A 15,996-nucleotide genomic window follows, 5' to 3' on the forward strand; every position below is an offset into this window, starting at 1 on the left:
CCGCCCCCGAACTCGAGGACACCATGAGCACCCGAACGATCGTGCACCTGATGCGACACGGCGAGGTCGAGAACCCCGGCGGCGTGCTCTACGGCCGGCTGCCGGAGTTCTACCTCAGCGAGCTGGGGCACCGCATGGCCGAGCGCGCTGCGGACTTCCTCGCCAAGAACGAGATCGTGCACCTCGTGGCCTCGCCCCTGGAGCGCGCCCAGCAGACCGCAGCCCCGCTCTCGAAGATCCTCGACGCGCCGATCACGACCGACGACCGGGTCATCGAGGCCGACAACCTCTTCGAGGGTCGCACGGTCGGCGCGGGACCCAAGGCGTTCCGTCACCCCAAGAACTGGTGGATGCTCCGCAACCCGTGGCGTCCCTCGTGGGGCGAGCCGTACAAGGAGATCGCGGCCCGCATGCAGGCCGCCGTCGCCGACGCCCGCGACGCCGCGCGCGGTCACGAGGCCGTCATCGTGTCGCACCAGCTGCCCGTGTGGATCGCGCGGCAGGCCTACGAGGGCAACTCCTACCTCCACGACCCCCGCAAGCGGCAGTGCACGCTCGCCAGCATCACGAGCCTGACGTTCGACGGCGACGACTACGCCGGCTTCAGCTACGCCGAGCCCGCCGGGGACCTGCTGCCCGAGGCGCTCAAGGGCAAGTTCGTCGGGGGCGCATGACCATCGTCCTCGCGACGGCACGGGCCCGCCGGCTCGTCGCCACCGTCGCCGTCCTGGGCCTGGCCCTGCTGGGCGCCTGCGAGGGTGCCGGCACCGGCGGCTCCACGGGTGGCTACGTCAGCTCCGACGGCACCGTGACGATCGTCGAGCCCGAGGACCGCGAGGACGCCCCCACGCTGACCGGCACCGACCTGGACGGCGAGCCGCTGTCGACCGACGACTTCACCGGCACCGTCACCGTCATCAACGTGTGGGGCTCGTGGTGCCCGCCGTGCCGTGCCGAGGCCCCGACCCTCGCCGAGCTCGCCGAGACCTACGGGGACGACGCGCAGTTCCTGGGCATCGTCAACCGCAGCAAGGACGCGGCGGCGAAGGCCTTCAACACCACGTACGGCATCACCTATCCGAGCTTCTCCGACGAGGGCGGCAGCCTCGAGCTGCGCTTCGTCGACTCGCTCCCGTCGCAGGCCATCCCGACGACCTGGGTCATCGACGCGGAGGGACGCGTCGCGGCCCGCATCCTCGACGAGGTCGACGCCTCGACGCTCGGCGGCATCATCGACGACCTCCTGGCCGAGTCCGAGGGCGCGTGATGGACGGCTGGCTCAATGAGACGGTGCTGACGGGATCGATGCTCCTGGCGATCCCCGTGGCGGTCGTCGCCGGTCTCGTCTCGTTCTTCTCGCCGTGCGTCCTCCCGCTCGTGCCGGGCTACCTCTCGTACGTCTCGGGCGTGGGGGTGCAGGACCTCGACCGCGAGGGACGGTCGAAGATCGTGCTCGGCTCGGTGCTCTTCGTGCTCGGGTTCTCGGCGATCTTCGTGGCCGGCGGGGCCCTGTTCGGAGCCTTCGGCCTGCGCCTCGCCCAGCACCAGCGCACGTTCTCGATCGTGGCCGGCGTGCTCGTGATCCTGCTGGCCCTGGTGTTCCTCGGCCTCGGGTCGCGCATGCAGCGCGACTTCCGCATTCACGCAGTGCCGACCGTCGGGGTGGCGATCGCCCCGGTCCTCGGCGTCTTCTTCGGCCTGGGCTGGCTCCCGTGCATCGGCCCGACCCTCGGCGCGGTGCTGGCGCTCGCCGGCAACGAGGCCACGGCCACGCGGGGAGCGGCGCTCACCGCCGTCTACTGCCTCGGGCTCGGGGTGCCGTTCGTCCTCGCGGCGCTCGGCTTCGCCCGGTTCACCCGCACGGCGGGCTGGGTGCGCCGTCACCAGCGGGCCATCCAGGTCGCCGGGGGTGTGCTGCTGCTCGTCGTCGGCGTCATGCTCGTGACCGGCTGGTGGGACTCCCTGATCTCTGACCTGCAGAGCTGGGCCGGCGGATTCGGGACGCCGCTGTGAGCGACGGATCCCCGAGCAAGAGCAAGCGAGAGCTCCGGGCCGAGCGGCGCAGGGGGCCGGCTCCGGCGCTCGGTCGTCTCGAGTTCCTGCGCTGGATGTGGGCGCAGCTCACCTCGATGCGCACGGCCCTGCTGCTGCTCCTGCTGCTCGCGGTGGCCTCGCTGCCCGGCTCGTTCGTGCCGCAGCGCGGGGTCGACGCGCGAGCGGTCGAGGCCTTCCGCGGACGCCACCCCGACCTCTCGCCCTGGCTCGACCGGCTCGGCGTCTTCAGCGTCTACAGCTCGCCCTGGTTCAGCGCGATCTACCTGCTGCTCATGGTGTCGCTGGTCGGCTGCATCATCCCGCGCTCCCGCATCTACCTGCGGGCCCTGCGCGCCCGGCCGCCGAAGGCGCCACGCCGCTTCGAGCGCCTGCCCGCGTCCGGCACGTTCGAGACCTCCGCCGACGTCGACACCGTCCTGGCGGCCGCGCGGCGGGTCGTCCGGCGCTCCCGGGTCGACGTCGTCACCGAGGACGGCGAGGGCGGGTCGCGCGGCGAGCTGCGGGCCGAGCGCGGCTACCTCCGCGAGCTCGGCAACCTGGTCTTCCACATCAGCGTCGTCGTGGTGCTCGTGGGGGTCGCCGTCGGCTCGCTGATCGGGTACCGCGGCGCCGTGATCGTCACCGAGGGCAACCGGTTCTCCAACGTGCTCACGCAGTACGACGAGTTCACCTCGGGCACGTGGTTCGACCCCGACAGCCTGCCGCCGTTCTCGCTCGAGCTCGACGACCTCGTGGCGGAGTTCGACATCGGCGACGGCCCCCAGCGCGGCGCGCCCCGCCTGTTCGAGGCGAACGGCACCTTCCGCGACGGGCTCGACGGCGACGAGGAGGACTACTCGATCCGGGTCAACCACCCGCTCTCGATCGGCTCGACCGACATCTTCCTGGTCGGCCAGGGGTACTCGCCCGTCATCCGGGTCACCGATCCGGAGGGCAACGTCGTGTTCGACGAGGCCGTGCCGTTCCTGCCGGAGGACGCGACCTACACGTCGGGCGGCGTCGTGAAGGTGCCCGACATCCAGCCGGAGCAGCTGGGCATGCAGGGCTTCTTCCTGCCCACCGCCGCCAGCACCGGCGAGGGCGAGGCCTCGATCTCGATCTTCCCGGCGGCGGCCAACCCCTACATCGCCCTGCAGGCCTGGACCGGCGACCTCGGGCTCGACGAGGGCACGCCGCAGTCGGTCTACGTCCTCGACACCACCGACATGACGCAGGTGCTGAACGAGAACGGTGACCCGTTCCGCATCGAGCTGCAGCCGGGGCAGTCCTCGACGCTGCCCGACGGCACGGTCGTGGAGTTCACCCGGCTCCAGCAGTTCGCCCGGTTCCAGATCAGCTCGTCCCCGCTCGCGGGGCTCCCGCTCGGCGGCGTCGCGGTCGGCCTGGGCGGGCTCGTGCTGTCGCTGTTCGTCCGTCCCCGTCGCACCTGGGTTCGTGCGACTTCGGACGGCTCACGTACCGTGGTGGAGGTTGCCGCGCTGGACCGGGTCCCCCGGGACGACCTGCCTGACGACCTCACCGCCTTCATCGACCGTCTCCGTGACGAGATCGAGCCCCAGGAGACGCCATGACCCTCGCCGAGTACGCCGAGTTCTCGAACTACGCCGTCGCCTCGGGCACGCTCGTGCTCGCGCTCGCCTTCCTGGCCCACCTGGCCGAGCTGCTGTTCGTCCGCCAGGAGGCGGTCGTCCCGGCCACGGCCTCCGTCGGTGGCGCCTCGCAGGGCTCCGTCGCGGTCGCCGACGAGGACGACGACGAGGTCGAGCCGCGCAGCGCCGTGCTGAGCCGCGTCGGCATCGCGCTGACGATCGTCGCGACGGGTCTGCTCGTGGCCGGCGTCGTCACCCGCGCGCTGGCCTCGACCCGCGTGCCCTGGGGCAACATGTACGAGTTCGGCCTGACGGGCGTCTCGATCGCTCTGGTCGTCTACCTCGTGCTCGTGCGCATCACCGCGATCCAGTGGATCGGGCCCCTCGTCACGGGCTTCGGTCTGGCGATCCTCGGCCTCGCCTGGTCGGCCTACGTGCCGGCCGGCCCGCTGGTGCCCGCGCTGCACTCCTACTGGCTCGTCATCCACGTCGCCGCGGTCATGATCGCCGGCGCGCTGTTCCTGGTCGGCGCCTCGGCGTCGCTGCTCTACCTGCTCAAGGAGCGGGCCGAGAACAAGGGGCACGTCGGCCCCATCCTGAGCCGGGTGCCCACGATCGCGACGATGGACCGCCTCGCGTACCGCACCCACGCGGTCGGTTTCGTGCTGTGGACCTTCGGCGCCCTGATCGCCGGGCCCATCTGGGCGCACTACGCCTGGGGCCGGTACTGGGGCTGGGACCCCAAGGAGGTCTGGGCCTTCATCACCTGGGTCGTCTACGCGGGCTACCTGCACGCGCGGGCCACGGCCGGCTGGAAGGGCCGCGGCGCCGCGATCATCGCCTTGGCGGGCTTCGCGACGTTCCTGTTCAGCTACTACGGCGTCAACATCTTCGTCCCCGGCCTGCACAGCTACGCCAAGTAAGCCGACCCCCGCCGGACGTCCCCCCTTCTACGACTTTCGGCCGACGCGGGGTGTCCGCCCGAGCCGATAGCGTCGAGGCCATGGGGGTACAGATCGAGGTCGATCACCTGACGATGCGCTACGGCGCCGTCACCGCGGTCGAGGACATCAGCTTCACGGTCGAGCCAGGCGAGTTCTTCGGCCTGCTCGGTCCCAACGGCGCCGGCAAGACCACGACGCTCGAGACGATCGAGGGGCTCCGCGAGCCCTCGGAGGGTCGGGTCTCGATCGACGGGCGTGACCCGGCCCGGCGCGAGCCCGACCTCCAGCGACGCATCGGCGTGCAGCTGCAGTCCTCGGCCTTCTTCGAGCGGCTCACCGCGGTCGAGCAGCTCCGCACGTTCGGGGCGATCTACGGGGTCTCCACCGCACGGCTCGACGAGCTGCTCGAGCAGGTCGGCCTCACCGAGAAGGCCGACGCCCAGGTCGAGGACCTCTCCGGCGGCCAGAAGCAGCGGCTCTCCATCGCGTGCGCCCTCGTGCACGACCCCGAGGTCGTGTTCCTCGACGAGCCGACCGCAGCTCTCGACCCGCAGGCGCGGCGCAACCTCTGGGACGTCCTGCGCGGCATCAACGACTCCGGGCGCACCGTCGTGCTCACGACGCACTACATGGAGGAGGCCGAGGTGCTCTGCGACCGGGTGGCCATCGTCGACCGCGGCCGGCTCCTCGAGCTCGACACGCCCTCCGCCCTCATCCGCGGCCTCGACGCCGCGACCCGCATCGGGCTCGCCGCCGAGGCCATCTCGCTCGACGACGCTCGCACCCTGCCGGCGGTCGACACGGTCACGCTCGGGGGTTCCGGTCTCGTGATCGAGACGCGTGACGCCGCCACGGTGCTTGGCGAGCTCGGTCGCCGCGAGGCCCTCGAGGGGCTCAGCGTCAGCAAGGGCACGCTCGAGGACGTCTTCCTCGACCTGACCGGTCGGGAGTACCGCGCATGAGCACGAGCACCCGGCCCGAGAGCCAGACCACCCCCGCGCCGACCACCGGCGCCGGCGACGCCAAGGCCGCACGCCCCCTGAAGGCGCTCACCGTCGCGATGTTCAAGGGCTTCGTGCGCGACCGCATGACGCTGTTCTGGGCCATCGCGTTCCCGCTGATGTTCCTGGTGCTCTTCGGGGGCATCTTCACGAGCCAGGGCGAGGCCGATCCGGCCGAGGTCATCGTGGTGGGCGAGGTGTCGGTCATCGACGACGCCCCCGCCGAGGCGCGCGAGGGCATCGACCAGGCCATCGACATCACCCGCAGCGACGACCTCGACGAGGCCCTCGAGAAGGTGCGCGACGGCGACGCCGCCGCGGCCGTCACCGAGGAGGGCGGCACCGTCACGGTGCACTACTCGGCGGCCGACGCGGTCGGAGGTGCCCAGATCCAGGGCATCATGCAGGCGATCGTGCAGCAGGCGAACACGGCGGTCTACCAGCAGTCCACGGGAGAACCGCCCACGTTCACGTTCGACGCGAGCCAGGTCGAGGACGACTCGCTCGAGCAGATCCAGTACGTCACGCCGAGCCTGCTCGGCTGGGCCGTCGCGATGAGCGCCACGTTCGGCGCCGCGGCCAACCTCGTCATGTGGCGCAAGAGCGGCCTGCTCCGACGGCTGCGACTGGCCCCGGTGCGCACCAGCTCGGTCGTCCTCGCGCGGGTCGGGGTCAGTCTCGTCATCGCGGTCGTGCAGGCCGTGATCTTCGTCGGGCTCGGGGTCGGCGCCTTCGGCCTCACGCTGTCGGGCTGGTGGCCGCTCATGGTGCCGCTGCTGCTGGCCGGCACGCTGGCGTTCCTGTCGATCGGCATGCTCGCCGGGGCGGTCTCCAAGACCGAGGAGGGCGCGATCGGGCTCGCGAACTTCATCGTCCTGCCGATGGCGTTCCTGTCCGGCTCGTTCTTCCCGCTCGACGGGGCACCCGCGTGGCTGCGCATCGTGAGCAACTGCCTGCCGCTCAAGCACCTCAACGACGGCATGCTCGACGTCATGGTGCGCGAGCAAGGGCCCGGCGCCATCGTCGTGCCCATCGCGATCCTGCTGGGCTTCGCCGCCGTGTTCGCGGCGGTCTCGGCGCGGCTCTTCCGCTGGGAGGCCTGAGCCCGCCGGGGGTGACTCAGATGCCGCGCAGGTAGTCCGGGTCGTCGTCGGGGCCGCGCGGCGGACGAGCGGGCCGGCCGGGCCCGGGCCGCAGTCGCTTGGTGCCGAATCCGATCCACGCCAGCGCGCCGACCACGGGCACCAGCACGATGATCACGAGCCATGCGGGCTTCGGCAGCAGGCGGACCTGCTGACGGGGAGTGGCGGCCGCGTCGAAGAACGCGTAGATCACCAGGACGATCGCGAGAGCCGCCAGCAGGAACTTGCCCATGGCGGTCACCGTAGCGAACGACGCCAGGAGTTCGGCCGTCGCACGGGCCGCGACTACGCTGACGTCATGTCGCCGTTCTGGACCTACACGCTCTCGCGCATCGGACTCTTCGCCGTCACCTACGGAGTCCTGGCCGGCATCGGCTTCGGGTTCGGCCTGGTGAAGTTCGAGGAGCTGACGAATCTCGTCGTGCTGTTCGTCGCCATGGTGATCTCCTCGGTCCTCGCGTTCGTGCTGCTGACGAAGCAGCGCGAGGCCCTCGCCCTGCAGGTGCAGGAGCGGGCCGAGAAGATCTCGGCGCGCATCGAGGAGTCGCGCAGTGCCGAAGACGTCGACTGATCAGCGGGCCTGGATCGCCGAGGCGGTCCGCATCGTCGAGGCCGACGCGAACCGCAGCGCCGACACGCACCTGCACGCGCTCGCGCTGCCCACGCCGGGCGTCGACCTGTACCTCAAGGACGAGTCGGTCCACCCGACCGGCAGCCTCAAGCACCGCCTCGCGCGGTCGCTGTTCCTCTACGCACTGTGCAACGGCTGGCTGCGCTCGGACTCCACCGTGGTCGAGGCCTCGAGCGGCTCCACGGCCGTCAGCGAGGCGTACTTCGCCCGGCTGATCGGGTTGCCCTTCGTCGCCGTGATGCCCGCGTCGACCAGCCGCGAGAAGGTCGCGCTGATCGAGTGGCACGGCGGGAGCTGCCACTTCGTCGAGTCGTCGTCGCAGACCTACGACGAGGCGCGACGCCTCGCGGCCGACTGCGGCGGGCACTACATGGACCAGTTCACGTTCGCCGAGCGGGCCACGGACTGGCGCGGCAACAACAACATCGCCGAGTCGATCTTCGAGCAGATGGCGGCTGAGCCGCACCCGATCCCGAGCTGGGTCGTCGTGGGTGCCGGCACCGGCGGCACGTCCGCGACGATCGGGCGCTACGTGCGGTACCGCCGCCACGAGACGCGGGTGCTCGTCGCGGACCCGGAGGGCTCGGCGTTCCACGAGGGCTGGCAGACCGACCGCTCCGACGTGGTCACCACGACGACCTCCCGCATCGAGGGCATCGGTCGCCCCCGCATCGAGCCGTCGTTCGTGGGCGGCGTCATCGACGACATGCTGCAGGTCCCCGACAGCGCCTCGCTCGCCGCGATGGCCTGGACGTCGGCCCGGCTCGGGCGCGAAGTCGGCCCGTCGACCGGCACCAACGTCTGGGCCGCGCTCCAGCTGGCCACGCGCATGGCCGAGGCGGGGGAGTCCGGCAGCATCGTCACGCTGCTGTGCGACGGCGGCGAGCGCTACCGCGCGAGCCACGCCGACGCGACGTGGGTCGCCGCTCACGGCCTCGACCCGGCCCCGTTCGCCGAGCAGCTCGACCGCTACGACGCCACGGGCCGCCTGGCCTGACGCCCGCGCCGGGTCACTGCCCGCTCAGGCGAGGCAGAGGCCGAGGGTCAGCCCCAGGGCGAAGACGAGCTCGGCGACGCCGGTGGACTGCAGCACGGGGATCAGCGCGGGGCCGGTCGCGCCGGAGGTCACGACCCGGACGCCGCGCACCGCGAGCGGGGTGAACAGCAGCGCGAGCAGGGCCCAGGGCGTCTCGGTCACGGCGAGCGCCACCGCGGTCGCGACGGCCACGAGGACCAGCAGCACATAGAACCCGCGGGTACGGCCGTCGCCGAGCAGCACCGCGAGGGTGCGCTTGCCGGCCACCACGTCGGTCGCGATGTCGCGCAGGTTGTTGGCCACGAGGATCGCGCAGGCCAGGGCGCCGACCCCGACGCCCGCGAGCACGCTGGCCCGGGTGATGTCCTCGACCTGCACGAACGTCGTGCCGACGACCGCGACGAGCCCGAAGAACAGGAAGACGCTGACCTCGCCGAGCGCCCGATACCCGTACGGCGACGGACCACCGGTGTAGGTCCAGGCAGCACCCAGGGCGGCGACGCCGACCAGCAGCAGCCACCAGCTCGTGGTGGCCGCGAGCACGAGCCCGAGCAGGCCGCCCAGGGCGAGGAATCCGATTGCCGCGGCCTTGACGCGACCGGCCGGGACGAGACCGGAACCGACGAGCCGCAGCGGTCCGACCCGGTCGTCGTCGGTGCCGCGCACGCCGTCGGAGTAGTCGTTGGCGTAGTTGACGCCGACCTGCAGCGCGAGCGAGACCCCGAGCGCCAGCAGCGCCTTCCACCACACGAACCCGTCGGCGAGCACGGCGGCGCCGGTACCGGCCGCGACCGGCGCGACCGCCGCGGGAAGGGTGCGGGGCCGGGCACCCGCGAGCCACAGGGCCAGCCCCTGGGGCGGCTGCGCGGAGAGGGGGGTCGTGCCGTCGGTCATGGAGCGAGAGTCTGCCAGCCGGCGCCCGGGGTGGCAGTCCTCGGTACCGTGACGGGGTGGATCGACCGTTCCCGTGGGGCCTGCTCGTCATCGCCGTGCTGCTCGGCTGGGGCACGCTGACGCTCGAGGACGGCTGGGCCCAGTACGGCGGGCTCGCCGCGGTGGTCGTCGTGGCCGGAGCCCTGGCGTACCAGATCACCCAGCGCGACAAGTCCCGCGCGGCCGAGAAGCGACGTGAGTCCGAGGAGGACGTCCCCGACCCGTGGGACGAGGCATGAGCGTCTCGTTGCGTCCGGTCACCGGCAGCCTCGACGAGCTCGTCCCGCTGCTGCGGGAGTGGATCGAGGGCGACGACCCGCTGTGGATCCGCACGAGCGGCAGCACGGGGCAGCCGAAGGACGTCGTGCTCCCGCCCCGTGCGGTGCGCGCCTCGGCGACGGCGACGCACGCACGCCTCGGGGGGCCGGGGCAGTGGCTGCTCGCCGTCCCGCCGACGGGGGTCGCCGGGCTGCAGGTCGTGGTGCGGTCGCTGCTCACGGGCATCGAGCCCGTCACGTCCCTCGACGCCTACACTGCCGATCGTCGCTACGCCTCGCTCGTGCCCACGCAGCTGCACCGCGTGCTGGAGGCCGGGGAGGCGGCTCCGTGGGCCGAGCTCGACGCCGTGCTCGTGGGCGGGGGGCCGGTGCGGCCGTCACTCGTGCAGCGGGCGCGCGAGGCGGGCATCCACGTCGTGCGCACCTACGGCATGTCCGAGACCTGCGGAGGATGCGTGTACGACGGCTTCCCGCTCGACGGCGTGCGCCTGCGGATCGACGAGGGGCAGGTCATGGTGGCGGGCGACGTCCTGTTCGACGGCTACGTCGGCGCCCCGCGCACCGAGGAGTGGTTCGCGACGAACGACCTCGGCGAGATCGTGGCCGGCGAGCTGCGCATCCTGGGCCGCGTCGACGACGTCGTGCTGAGCGGCGGCGTCAACGTGCCGCTCCCCGCCGTCACGGGTGCCCTGCAGGACGCCGCCGGCGTGGCGGACGCGCTGGCGATCGGGGTCGACGACGAGGAGTGGGGTCAGCGGGTCGTGGCTCTCGTCGTGCCGGCCGACGTGGTGTGCCTGGAGGGCCTGTCGGCCGAGCGCCTCCGCGACGCGGTCGAGGACGCCGGCCATCCGCGGGCCTGGGGTCCGCGGGACGTGCGGCTCGTCGACGCGATCCCGATGCTCCCGAACGGCAAGCCCGACCGCCTCGCCGCCCGCTCCCTCCTCACATGACCCCTCGCGAGAGACTTTGTCACCCCTCGCGAGTGAGCTTGTCTGTGGACACGAGCGGGTTTGTCACTCCTGTGCACCAACAAGGTCTCTCCTGACCACCAACAAAGTCTCTCGCGAGGGGGACGTCATCCTGTGGGTGGACGACGGGCGAGCGGGGCTCGCCTAGGGTCGAGGCCGTGGTGGACGGCACAGGGACCGAGAGCGTGCGGGAGCCGTGGCGCCCGGGACCGGGGCTGCGGCGCGCGCTCGACGTCGTCCCCGTCGCTCTGCTCGCGTTCGTGGTGCTGCTGGTCGGCGCGTCCTCCGGGAGCACGGCCTGGATCGTGCTCGGCCTCGTGCAGACCCTCCCGCTCGTCGTCCGGCGCACGCACCCGGTGCTCGCCTACACGATCATCGCCGGCGCTAGCGCCGTGCAGGCGCTCGTCATCGACACCCCGATCGTCAGCCAGCTGGCCTACCCCGTCGCGCTCTACAACCTCGCCCGCCACGGCTCGGCCGTCGCCGGGGCGATCGGCCTGCTCGTCGGCCTGATCGGCGCCGCGGTCGCCTCCGTGACCTGGATCGAGGGCTACCGCCCCGACTACGTGCAGGCCGTGTGGTCGGACTACGTGCCGTACCTGTTCACGGTGGGCGCGATCGTGATCGTCGCGTGGTCGCTCGGCACGCTGAGCCGGGTGCGCGACGCCTACGTCGCGGCCCTCGTCGAGCGGGGTGAGCGCCGGGTCGTCGAGGCCGAGCAGCGTGTCCTGCTCGCCGCCGGCCGCGAGCGCTCGCGGATCGCTCGCGAGATGCACGACGTGGTGGCGCACGGGCTCTCGGTCATCGTCGTCCAGGCCGATGGCGGTCGGTACGCCGCGGCGAAGGACCCGGACGTCGCGGTGCGCACCCTCGAGACCGTCGCGCAGACCGGCCGCGCGTCGCTGGCCGACATGCGTCGGCTCCTGGGGCTGCTGCGCACCGGTGAGGAGTCCGGACGGGCGCCCCAGCCGGGGCTGCCCGACCTGCAGGAGCTGGTCGACCTCGCCCGCAGGTCCGGCACGCGCATCTCGGCGGAGCTCCCGCCGGACGGCGCGTCCCTCCCCGAGGCGGAGGCCCTCACCGTCTACCGCATCGTGCAGGAGTCGCTCACCAACGTGCGCAAGCACGCGGGGCACGACGCCGAGGTGCGCGTGCACGTGACCGTGGGCGACGTCGTGCTGGTGCAGGTGGCCGACACGGGACGAGGCGCGGAGGCGCCGACGGCCGACGGGCTCGGTCTCGTCGGCATGGGGGAGCGCGTCGCGGTGCACGGCGGGTCCCTGACGGCCGGGCCCGGCGCCGACGGCGGTTGGGTCGTGCGGGCACGGTGGAGACGATGAGCGCCTCCGACGACCCCGCGATCCGCGTGTTCCTGGTCGACGACCAGCAGATGGTGCGGGCCGGCTTCCGCATGCTCGTCGAGAGCCAGCCCGACATGGTCGTCGTGGGCGAGGCCGGCGACGGCGGCGAGGCGCTGGACCTCCTGACGGTCACGGCGGCCGACGTCGTGCTGATGGACGTCCGCATGCCCCGGCTCGACGGCGTCGAGGCGACCCGGCAGCTCCTCGAGCGAGCCCCCGATCCCGACGAGGCCCCGCGGGTCATCGTGCTGACGACGTTCGACCTGGACGAGTACGCGTTCTCGGCCCTGCGCGCCGGGGCGTCCGCCTTCCTGCTGAAGGATGCCGCCCCTCCCGAGCTGCTGGGCTCGATCCGGTCGGTGCACGCGGGTGACGCGGTCGTCGCGCCGTCCACGACCAGGCGACTGCTGGAGCACTTCGTGCGGGCGGCCCCGGACCCGGAGGCCGAGGCGGTGCCCGACACCTCCGACCTCGACCGCAGGCTGGCCTCGTTGACCGAGCGGGAGCGCGAGGTGCTGCTGCTCGTCGCAGCAGGCCGCTCGAACACCGAGATCGCGGGCGACCTCGTGGTCGCGGAGGCCACGGTGAAGACCCACGTCAGTCGGCTCCTGGCCAAGACGGGATCCCGCGACCGCGTGCAGCTCGTGGTGCTCGCCTACGACGCGGGACTCACCGGGCGCTGACGCGGGGCTGGCCGGGCGCTGACGTGCGTACGACCACGGGTGGACACGAGCCGTCGGAGGACGGTCCCGCAGGGTGACGATCGGCCTCCCGGATCTTCCTAGCGTCGTGGGCATGACGAATCCCGCTCCCCGTCCACCCGTCACCACGTCTCCTCCGGCCGCGTCGGCCCGCGGGCTGACCCGCACCTACGGAGCCGGCCCGACCGCGGTGCACGCTCTTCGCGAGGTCGACCTGGACCTCCCGCAGGGCCGCTTCACCGCCGTCATGGGCCGCTCCGGATCCGGCAAGTCGACGCTGATGCACTGCCTCGCGGGCCTGGATCGTCCGAGCGACGGGACGGTCACGATCGCCGGCACCACCATCACGGGCCTCGGCGACGACGACCTCACCCGCTTCCGCCGCGACCACCTGGGCTTCGTGTTCCAGGCGTTCAACCTGCTGCCGATGCTCACCGCTCGCCAGAACGTGCTGCTGCCGCTCGAGCTCGCCGGCCGTCGCGTCGACCGCGGTGTCCGGGCCCGCCTCGAGCACGTCGTGGAGGTGCTCGACCTGGCCGACCGTCTCGACCACCGCCCCGGCGAGCTCTCCGGCGGCCAGCAGCAGCGCGTCGCCATCGCCCGCGCACTCGTGTGCGAGCCGGACCTGGTGTTCGCCGACGAGCCGACCGGCAACCTCGACAGCGAGACGGCGGCCGAGGTGCTCGGCCTGCTGCACCGCGGCGTCCACGAGCTCGGGCAGACCGTCGTGATGGTGACCCACGAGCTCGACGCCGCCGCCTACGCCGACGACGTCGTGGTGCTGGCCGACGGGCGCGTGCGCGAGCACCTCGCCTCGCCGGAGGCCGAGACGGTCGCGGCCGCGCTGATCGCCCCGGTGCTGGAGGTGACCCGATGAGGACGGTCCTGCTCGCCTCGCTGCGGGTGCACACGCGTCGGTACGTCGCGGCCGTCCTCGCGGTGGGCCTGGCGGTGGCGTTCGTCGTCGCGACGGACGCCCTGTCGACCGCCGCGCGCTCCGGCCTCAACGCCGGGGTCGGGGCTCCGTACGCGGCAGCCGACCTGGTCGTGGGGGAGTCGTACGGCATCTCGACGGAGGACCAGGAACGTGCCGTCGACTCGGCCGAGGCCGAGGGGGCCGCGGCATGGACGATCGGGCGCGCCTGGGAGCAGATCACCTCCGAGGACGGTCGGCAGCTCGACGCGGAGGCCTCGATCGGCACGGTCGACCTCGACGCCGACCACCGGTGGCAGGAGGTCGTCGAGGGTCGGGCGCCCCGGGCCGCCGACGAGGCCCTCGTCGACCAGCGCGCCGCCACGTCGCGCGAGGTCGCGGTCGGCGACACCTTGACCATCGGCTCCGGTCCCGAGGCCCTGACGGTCACGGTGGTCGGCATCGCCGCACCCGCGGCGTACCTCTCGGCACCCGTCTACGTGCCGTGGGACGGCCTGCGTGCCCTGCCCACGGCGCAGCCCGAGACCGTGCTGGTGGCCGCGCCGGACGACCGTGTCGACGCCGTCGCGGAGACGATCACCGCCGCCGTCGACACCTCTGTCAGCACCACGGACGCGTACGTGGACCAGCGACGCACCCAGGTGAACGACGGCATCGACGTGGTCTCGTACCTCGTGCTGGTCTTCGCCGCCGTGGCCGCGTTCGTCGCGGTCCTGGTGGTCGCCAACACGTTCACGATCCTGTTCGCGCAGCGCTCACGCGACCTCGCGCTGCTGCGGGCCGTCGGCGCGCGCAAGCGCCAGCTCCTGCGCGCCGTGCGCCTCGAGGCCCTCGCGATCGGTGTGCTGGCCTCCGCGCTCGGGCTCCTCGCCGGAGCGATCGGCGGCTGGGGCATCGCGGCGGTGGTGAGGGCCTTCGCCGGTGCGGAGAGGATCGGCGCGGTCGGCTGGTCGCCCGCGTGGCTCGTCGGCGCGTTCGTCGGTGGTGTGGTCGTGACGGTCGTCGCGTCCTGGTGGCCGACCCGCGCGGTCGTGCGGATCAGTCCGCTCGCCGCCCTGCGTCCGGACGAACCGACCCACGCCCGCAGTGCGGTGGGACGCCGTCGCATCGTGCTCGGCGCCGCCGTCCTCGCGCTCGGCGCCGTGCCGCTGGCCGTGGGCACGTCCACGATGCACGTCCAGCTCGCGATCCTCGGCAGCTTCACGACGTTCGTCGGTGTGCTGGTGCTCGGCCCGGTCGTCGTCCCCGCCGTGATCCGGCTGCTCGGCCGCCTGGTCGGTCGCACGGGCGCCACGTCCCGCCTCGCGGTCGACAACGCGGTGCGCAACCCGCGACGCACGGCCGCCACCACGGCCTCGTTGCTGGTCGGGGTCACCCTGACCGCGACGGTCCTGACCGTCATGGCCACGGGGCGCGGCGCGATGGAGGCCGAGCTCGACGGCGAGTACCCGGTCGACCTGGTGCTGTCGTCCACGACTGCGGCCTCGGCGGAGGTGCTCGAGCGGGTGAGGTCGACGCCGGAGGTCGAGAGCGCTGCCGGCGTTCCCGGCACGACCGCGACGGCCGGTGACCTGGGTGAGCTCGCGGTCCTCGCCCCGGGGGAGGCCGCGCTCGACATCGCGCACGACGACGGTGCGGCTCTCGCGGTCGAGCCGGGCGAGGTGCTGGTGCCGTACGACGTCGAGCGGGGCGGCGACGTCACGATCCCCGAGCGGCTGACGCTGACCGGGCCGGCCGGGGTCGTCGAGCTGGCGACCCGACTCGTGCCGAGCCGTTGGGGCGGGGCGCTCGTGGTGGCTCCGGCGACCCTCGAGCAGCTGACGCCCGAGGCGGAGATGCAGGCGGTGTGGGCGCGCGCCGAAGCAGGCGCGAATCCGGACGACCTCGGCGGGAGCCTGGGGCTGGTGGCCCGTGAGGGCGGTCTCGACCTCGCGAACCAGCTCGACCGCCGGGCCTGGGTCGACGTCCAGCTCGACATCCTCGTCGGAGCCGTCGTGGGCCTGCTCGGCATCGCGGTGCTGATCGCCCTGGCGGGCATCGGGAACACCCTCGGGCTGTCGGTCCTGGAGCGGGGACGCGAGAACGCGCTGGTGCGGGCCCTCGGGCTGACGCGCGGGCAGCTGCGCAGGTCGCTCGGCGTCGAGGGGCTGCTGCTCGCGGCGGCGGCGGGCCTGCTCGGGACCGCGCTGGGGATCGGCTACGCGTGGGCCGGAGTGCGCACCGTCATCGACGTCGCGGTGCCGGACGCCACCATGGTCATCCCGTTCGGGCAGCTGGCGCTCGTGGTGCTGGCCGCCGCGGCGGCCGGGGTCGTCGCCTGCATCGTCCCGGCCCGGCGAGCGGGGCGGATCGCCCCGGCGGAGGGCCTCGTCGCCGACTGAGTCGGGACGACGAACCGGCCGTGCACCAGGTGCACGGCCGGT

General features: G+C 72.8%; 17 protein-coding genes. 15 read left to right on the forward strand and 2 right to left on the reverse strand.

Annotated elements, in window-relative coordinates; all coding sequences use genetic code 11:
- Positions 1 to 23: 23 nt before the first annotated feature.
- The 7 genes from LO931_RS15485 to LO931_RS15515 all read left to right on the forward strand — a co-directional run bounded on the left by LO931_RS15485 (position 24) and on the right by LO931_RS15515 (position 6,692).
- Entirely contained in the window at positions 24 to 674 is a 651-nt protein-coding gene (locus LO931_RS15485) for a histidine phosphatase family protein (protein ID WP_229054745.1), read from the forward strand.
- Positions 671 to 1,267: a TlpA disulfide reductase family protein gene (locus LO931_RS15490; protein WP_229054746.1), complete on the forward strand. Its 597-nt coding sequence runs from the start codon at positions 671 to 673 to the stop codon at positions 1,265 to 1,267. Before LO931_RS15485 ends, LO931_RS15490 begins: the two co-directional genes overlap by 4 nt.
- Positions 1,267 to 2,013, forward strand: coding sequence for a cytochrome c biogenesis CcdA family protein (locus LO931_RS15495; RefSeq protein WP_370636149.1), 747 nt, complete (start codon positions 1,267 to 1,269; stop codon positions 2,011 to 2,013). The genes LO931_RS15490 and LO931_RS15495 overlap by 1 nt, the downstream gene beginning before the upstream one ends.
- Entirely contained in the window at positions 2,010 to 3,626 is a 1,617-nt protein-coding gene (locus tag LO931_RS15500) for a cytochrome c biogenesis protein ResB (RefSeq protein ID WP_229054747.1), read from the forward strand. The genes LO931_RS15495 and LO931_RS15500 overlap by 4 nt, the downstream gene beginning before the upstream one ends.
- Positions 3,623 to 4,567, forward strand: coding sequence for a c-type cytochrome biogenesis protein CcsB (gene ccsB, locus LO931_RS15505; protein ID WP_229054748.1), 945 nt, complete (start codon positions 3,623 to 3,625; stop codon positions 4,565 to 4,567). The genes LO931_RS15500 and ccsB overlap by 4 nt, the downstream gene beginning before the upstream one ends.
- Positions 4,568 to 4,647: 80 nt before the next feature.
- On the forward strand, positions 4,648 to 5,550 hold the full coding sequence (locus tag LO931_RS15510; protein ID WP_229054749.1) for an ABC transporter ATP-binding protein: 903 nt from the start codon (positions 4,648 to 4,650) through the stop codon (positions 5,548 to 5,550).
- A complete protein-coding gene (locus LO931_RS15515) occupies positions 5,547 to 6,692 on the forward strand; it encodes an ABC transporter permease (RefSeq protein ID WP_229054750.1) in 1,146 nt (381 codons plus the stop codon). Before LO931_RS15510 ends, LO931_RS15515 begins: the two co-directional genes overlap by 4 nt.
- 16 nt (positions 6,693 to 6,708) lie before the next feature.
- On the opposite strand, the gene LO931_RS15520 is transcribed toward LO931_RS15515, so the two are convergent.
- The gene (locus tag LO931_RS15520; protein ID WP_229054751.1) at positions 6,709 to 6,963 is read right to left on the reverse strand and encodes a PLDc N-terminal domain-containing protein; all 255 of its coding nucleotides are present in this window, start codon (positions 6,961 to 6,963) and stop codon (positions 6,709 to 6,711) included.
- 66 nt (positions 6,964 to 7,029) lie between these two features.
- Between LO931_RS15520 and LO931_RS15525 the strand changes: the two genes are divergently transcribed.
- Positions 7,030 to 7,302 carry a DUF4229 domain-containing protein gene (locus LO931_RS15525; protein ID WP_229054752.1) on the forward strand — a complete coding sequence of 91 codons (273 nt, stop codon included), beginning with the start codon at positions 7,030 to 7,032 and terminating at the stop codon, positions 7,300 to 7,302.
- Positions 7,283 to 8,359, forward strand: a complete 1,077-nt coding sequence (locus tag LO931_RS15530; RefSeq protein ID WP_229054753.1) for a PLP-dependent cysteine synthase family protein — start codon at positions 7,283 to 7,285, stop codon at positions 8,357 to 8,359. Before LO931_RS15525 ends, LO931_RS15530 begins: the two co-directional genes overlap by 20 nt.
- A gap of 24 nt (positions 8,360 to 8,383) precedes the next feature.
- Here LO931_RS15530 and LO931_RS15535 read toward each other — a convergent pair whose 3' ends face one another.
- Positions 8,384 to 9,292 carry a 1,4-dihydroxy-2-naphthoate polyprenyltransferase gene (locus tag LO931_RS15535; protein ID WP_229054754.1) on the reverse strand — a complete coding sequence of 303 codons (909 nt, stop codon included), beginning with the start codon at positions 9,290 to 9,292 and terminating at the stop codon, positions 8,384 to 8,386.
- A gap of 56 nt (positions 9,293 to 9,348) precedes the next feature.
- On the opposite strand from LO931_RS15535, the gene LO931_RS15540 reads away from it, so the two are divergent.
- The 6 genes from LO931_RS15540 (at position 9,349) to LO931_RS15565 (ending at position 15,954) form a co-directional block, all read left to right on the forward strand.
- A complete protein-coding gene (locus LO931_RS15540; RefSeq protein WP_229054755.1) occupies positions 9,349 to 9,570 on the forward strand; it encodes a hypothetical protein in 222 nt (73 codons plus the stop codon).
- A complete protein-coding gene (locus tag LO931_RS15545) occupies positions 9,567 to 10,559 on the forward strand; it encodes an AMP-binding protein (RefSeq protein ID WP_229054756.1) in 993 nt (330 codons plus the stop codon). The genes LO931_RS15540 and LO931_RS15545 overlap by 4 nt, the downstream gene beginning before the upstream one ends.
- 176 nt (positions 10,560 to 10,735) lie before the next feature.
- Positions 10,736 to 11,917 carry a sensor histidine kinase gene (locus LO931_RS15550; RefSeq protein ID WP_229054757.1) on the forward strand — a complete coding sequence of 394 codons (1,182 nt, stop codon included), beginning with the start codon at positions 10,736 to 10,738 and terminating at the stop codon, positions 11,915 to 11,917.
- Positions 11,914 to 12,621, forward strand: coding sequence for a response regulator transcription factor (locus LO931_RS15555; protein WP_229054758.1), 708 nt, complete (start codon positions 11,914 to 11,916; stop codon positions 12,619 to 12,621). The genes LO931_RS15550 and LO931_RS15555 overlap by 4 nt, the downstream gene beginning before the upstream one ends.
- A 112-nt stretch (positions 12,622 to 12,733) precedes the next feature.
- On the forward strand, positions 12,734 to 13,516 hold the full coding sequence (locus LO931_RS15560; RefSeq protein WP_229054759.1) for an ABC transporter ATP-binding protein: 783 nt from the start codon (positions 12,734 to 12,736) through the stop codon (positions 13,514 to 13,516).
- On the forward strand, positions 13,513 to 15,954 hold the full coding sequence (locus tag LO931_RS15565; RefSeq protein WP_229054760.1) for an FtsX-like permease family protein: 2,442 nt from the start codon (positions 13,513 to 13,515) through the stop codon (positions 15,952 to 15,954). Before LO931_RS15560 ends, LO931_RS15565 begins: the two co-directional genes overlap by 4 nt.
- The last annotated feature ends 42 nt before the right edge of the window (positions 15,955 to 15,996 follow it).

Source organism: Aeromicrobium sp. Leaf350, from assembly GCF_916858655.1.
GTDB lineage: Bacteria > Actinomycetota > Actinomycetes > Propionibacteriales > Nocardioidaceae > Aeromicrobium.

What these genes read in the sequence shown, in the direction of transcription:
- LO931_RS15555 (WP_229054758.1), top strand. Translation starts at nt 11,914, where the DNA reads ATGAGCGCCTCCGACGACCCCGCGATCCGCGTGTTCCTGGTCGACGAC.
- LO931_RS15490 (WP_229054746.1), top strand. Translation starts at nt 671, where the DNA reads ATGACCATCGTCCTCGCGACGGCACGGGCCCGCCGGCTCGTCGCCACC.
- LO931_RS15535 (WP_229054754.1), bottom strand. Translation starts at nt 9,292, where the DNA reads ATGACCGACGGCACGACCCCCCTCTCCGCGCAGCCGCCCCAGGGGCTG.
- LO931_RS15545 (WP_229054756.1), top strand. Translation starts at nt 9,567, where the DNA reads ATGAGCGTCTCGTTGCGTCCGGTCACCGGCAGCCTCGACGAGCTCGTC.
- LO931_RS15495 (WP_370636149.1), top strand. Translation starts at nt 1,267, where the DNA reads ATGGACGGCTGGCTCAATGAGACGGTGCTGACGGGATCGATGCTCCTG.
- LO931_RS15560 (WP_229054759.1), top strand. Translation starts at nt 12,734, where the DNA reads ATGACGAATCCCGCTCCCCGTCCACCCGTCACCACGTCTCCTCCGGCC.
- LO931_RS15525 (WP_229054752.1), top strand. Translation starts at nt 7,030, where the DNA reads ATGTCGCCGTTCTGGACCTACACGCTCTCGCGCATCGGACTCTTCGCC.
- LO931_RS15510 (WP_229054749.1), top strand. Translation starts at nt 4,648, where the DNA reads ATGGGGGTACAGATCGAGGTCGATCACCTGACGATGCGCTACGGCGCC.
- ccsB (WP_229054748.1), top strand. Translation starts at nt 3,623, where the DNA reads ATGACCCTCGCCGAGTACGCCGAGTTCTCGAACTACGCCGTCGCCTCG.
- LO931_RS15485 (WP_229054745.1), top strand. Translation starts at nt 24, where the DNA reads ATGAGCACCCGAACGATCGTGCACCTGATGCGACACGGCGAGGTCGAG.
- LO931_RS15565 (WP_229054760.1), top strand. Translation starts at nt 13,513, where the DNA reads ATGAGGACGGTCCTGCTCGCCTCGCTGCGGGTGCACACGCGTCGGTAC.
- LO931_RS15515 (WP_229054750.1), top strand. Translation starts at nt 5,547, where the DNA reads ATGAGCACGAGCACCCGGCCCGAGAGCCAGACCACCCCCGCGCCGACC.
- LO931_RS15520 (WP_229054751.1), bottom strand. Translation starts at nt 6,963, where the DNA reads ATGGGCAAGTTCCTGCTGGCGGCTCTCGCGATCGTCCTGGTGATCTAC.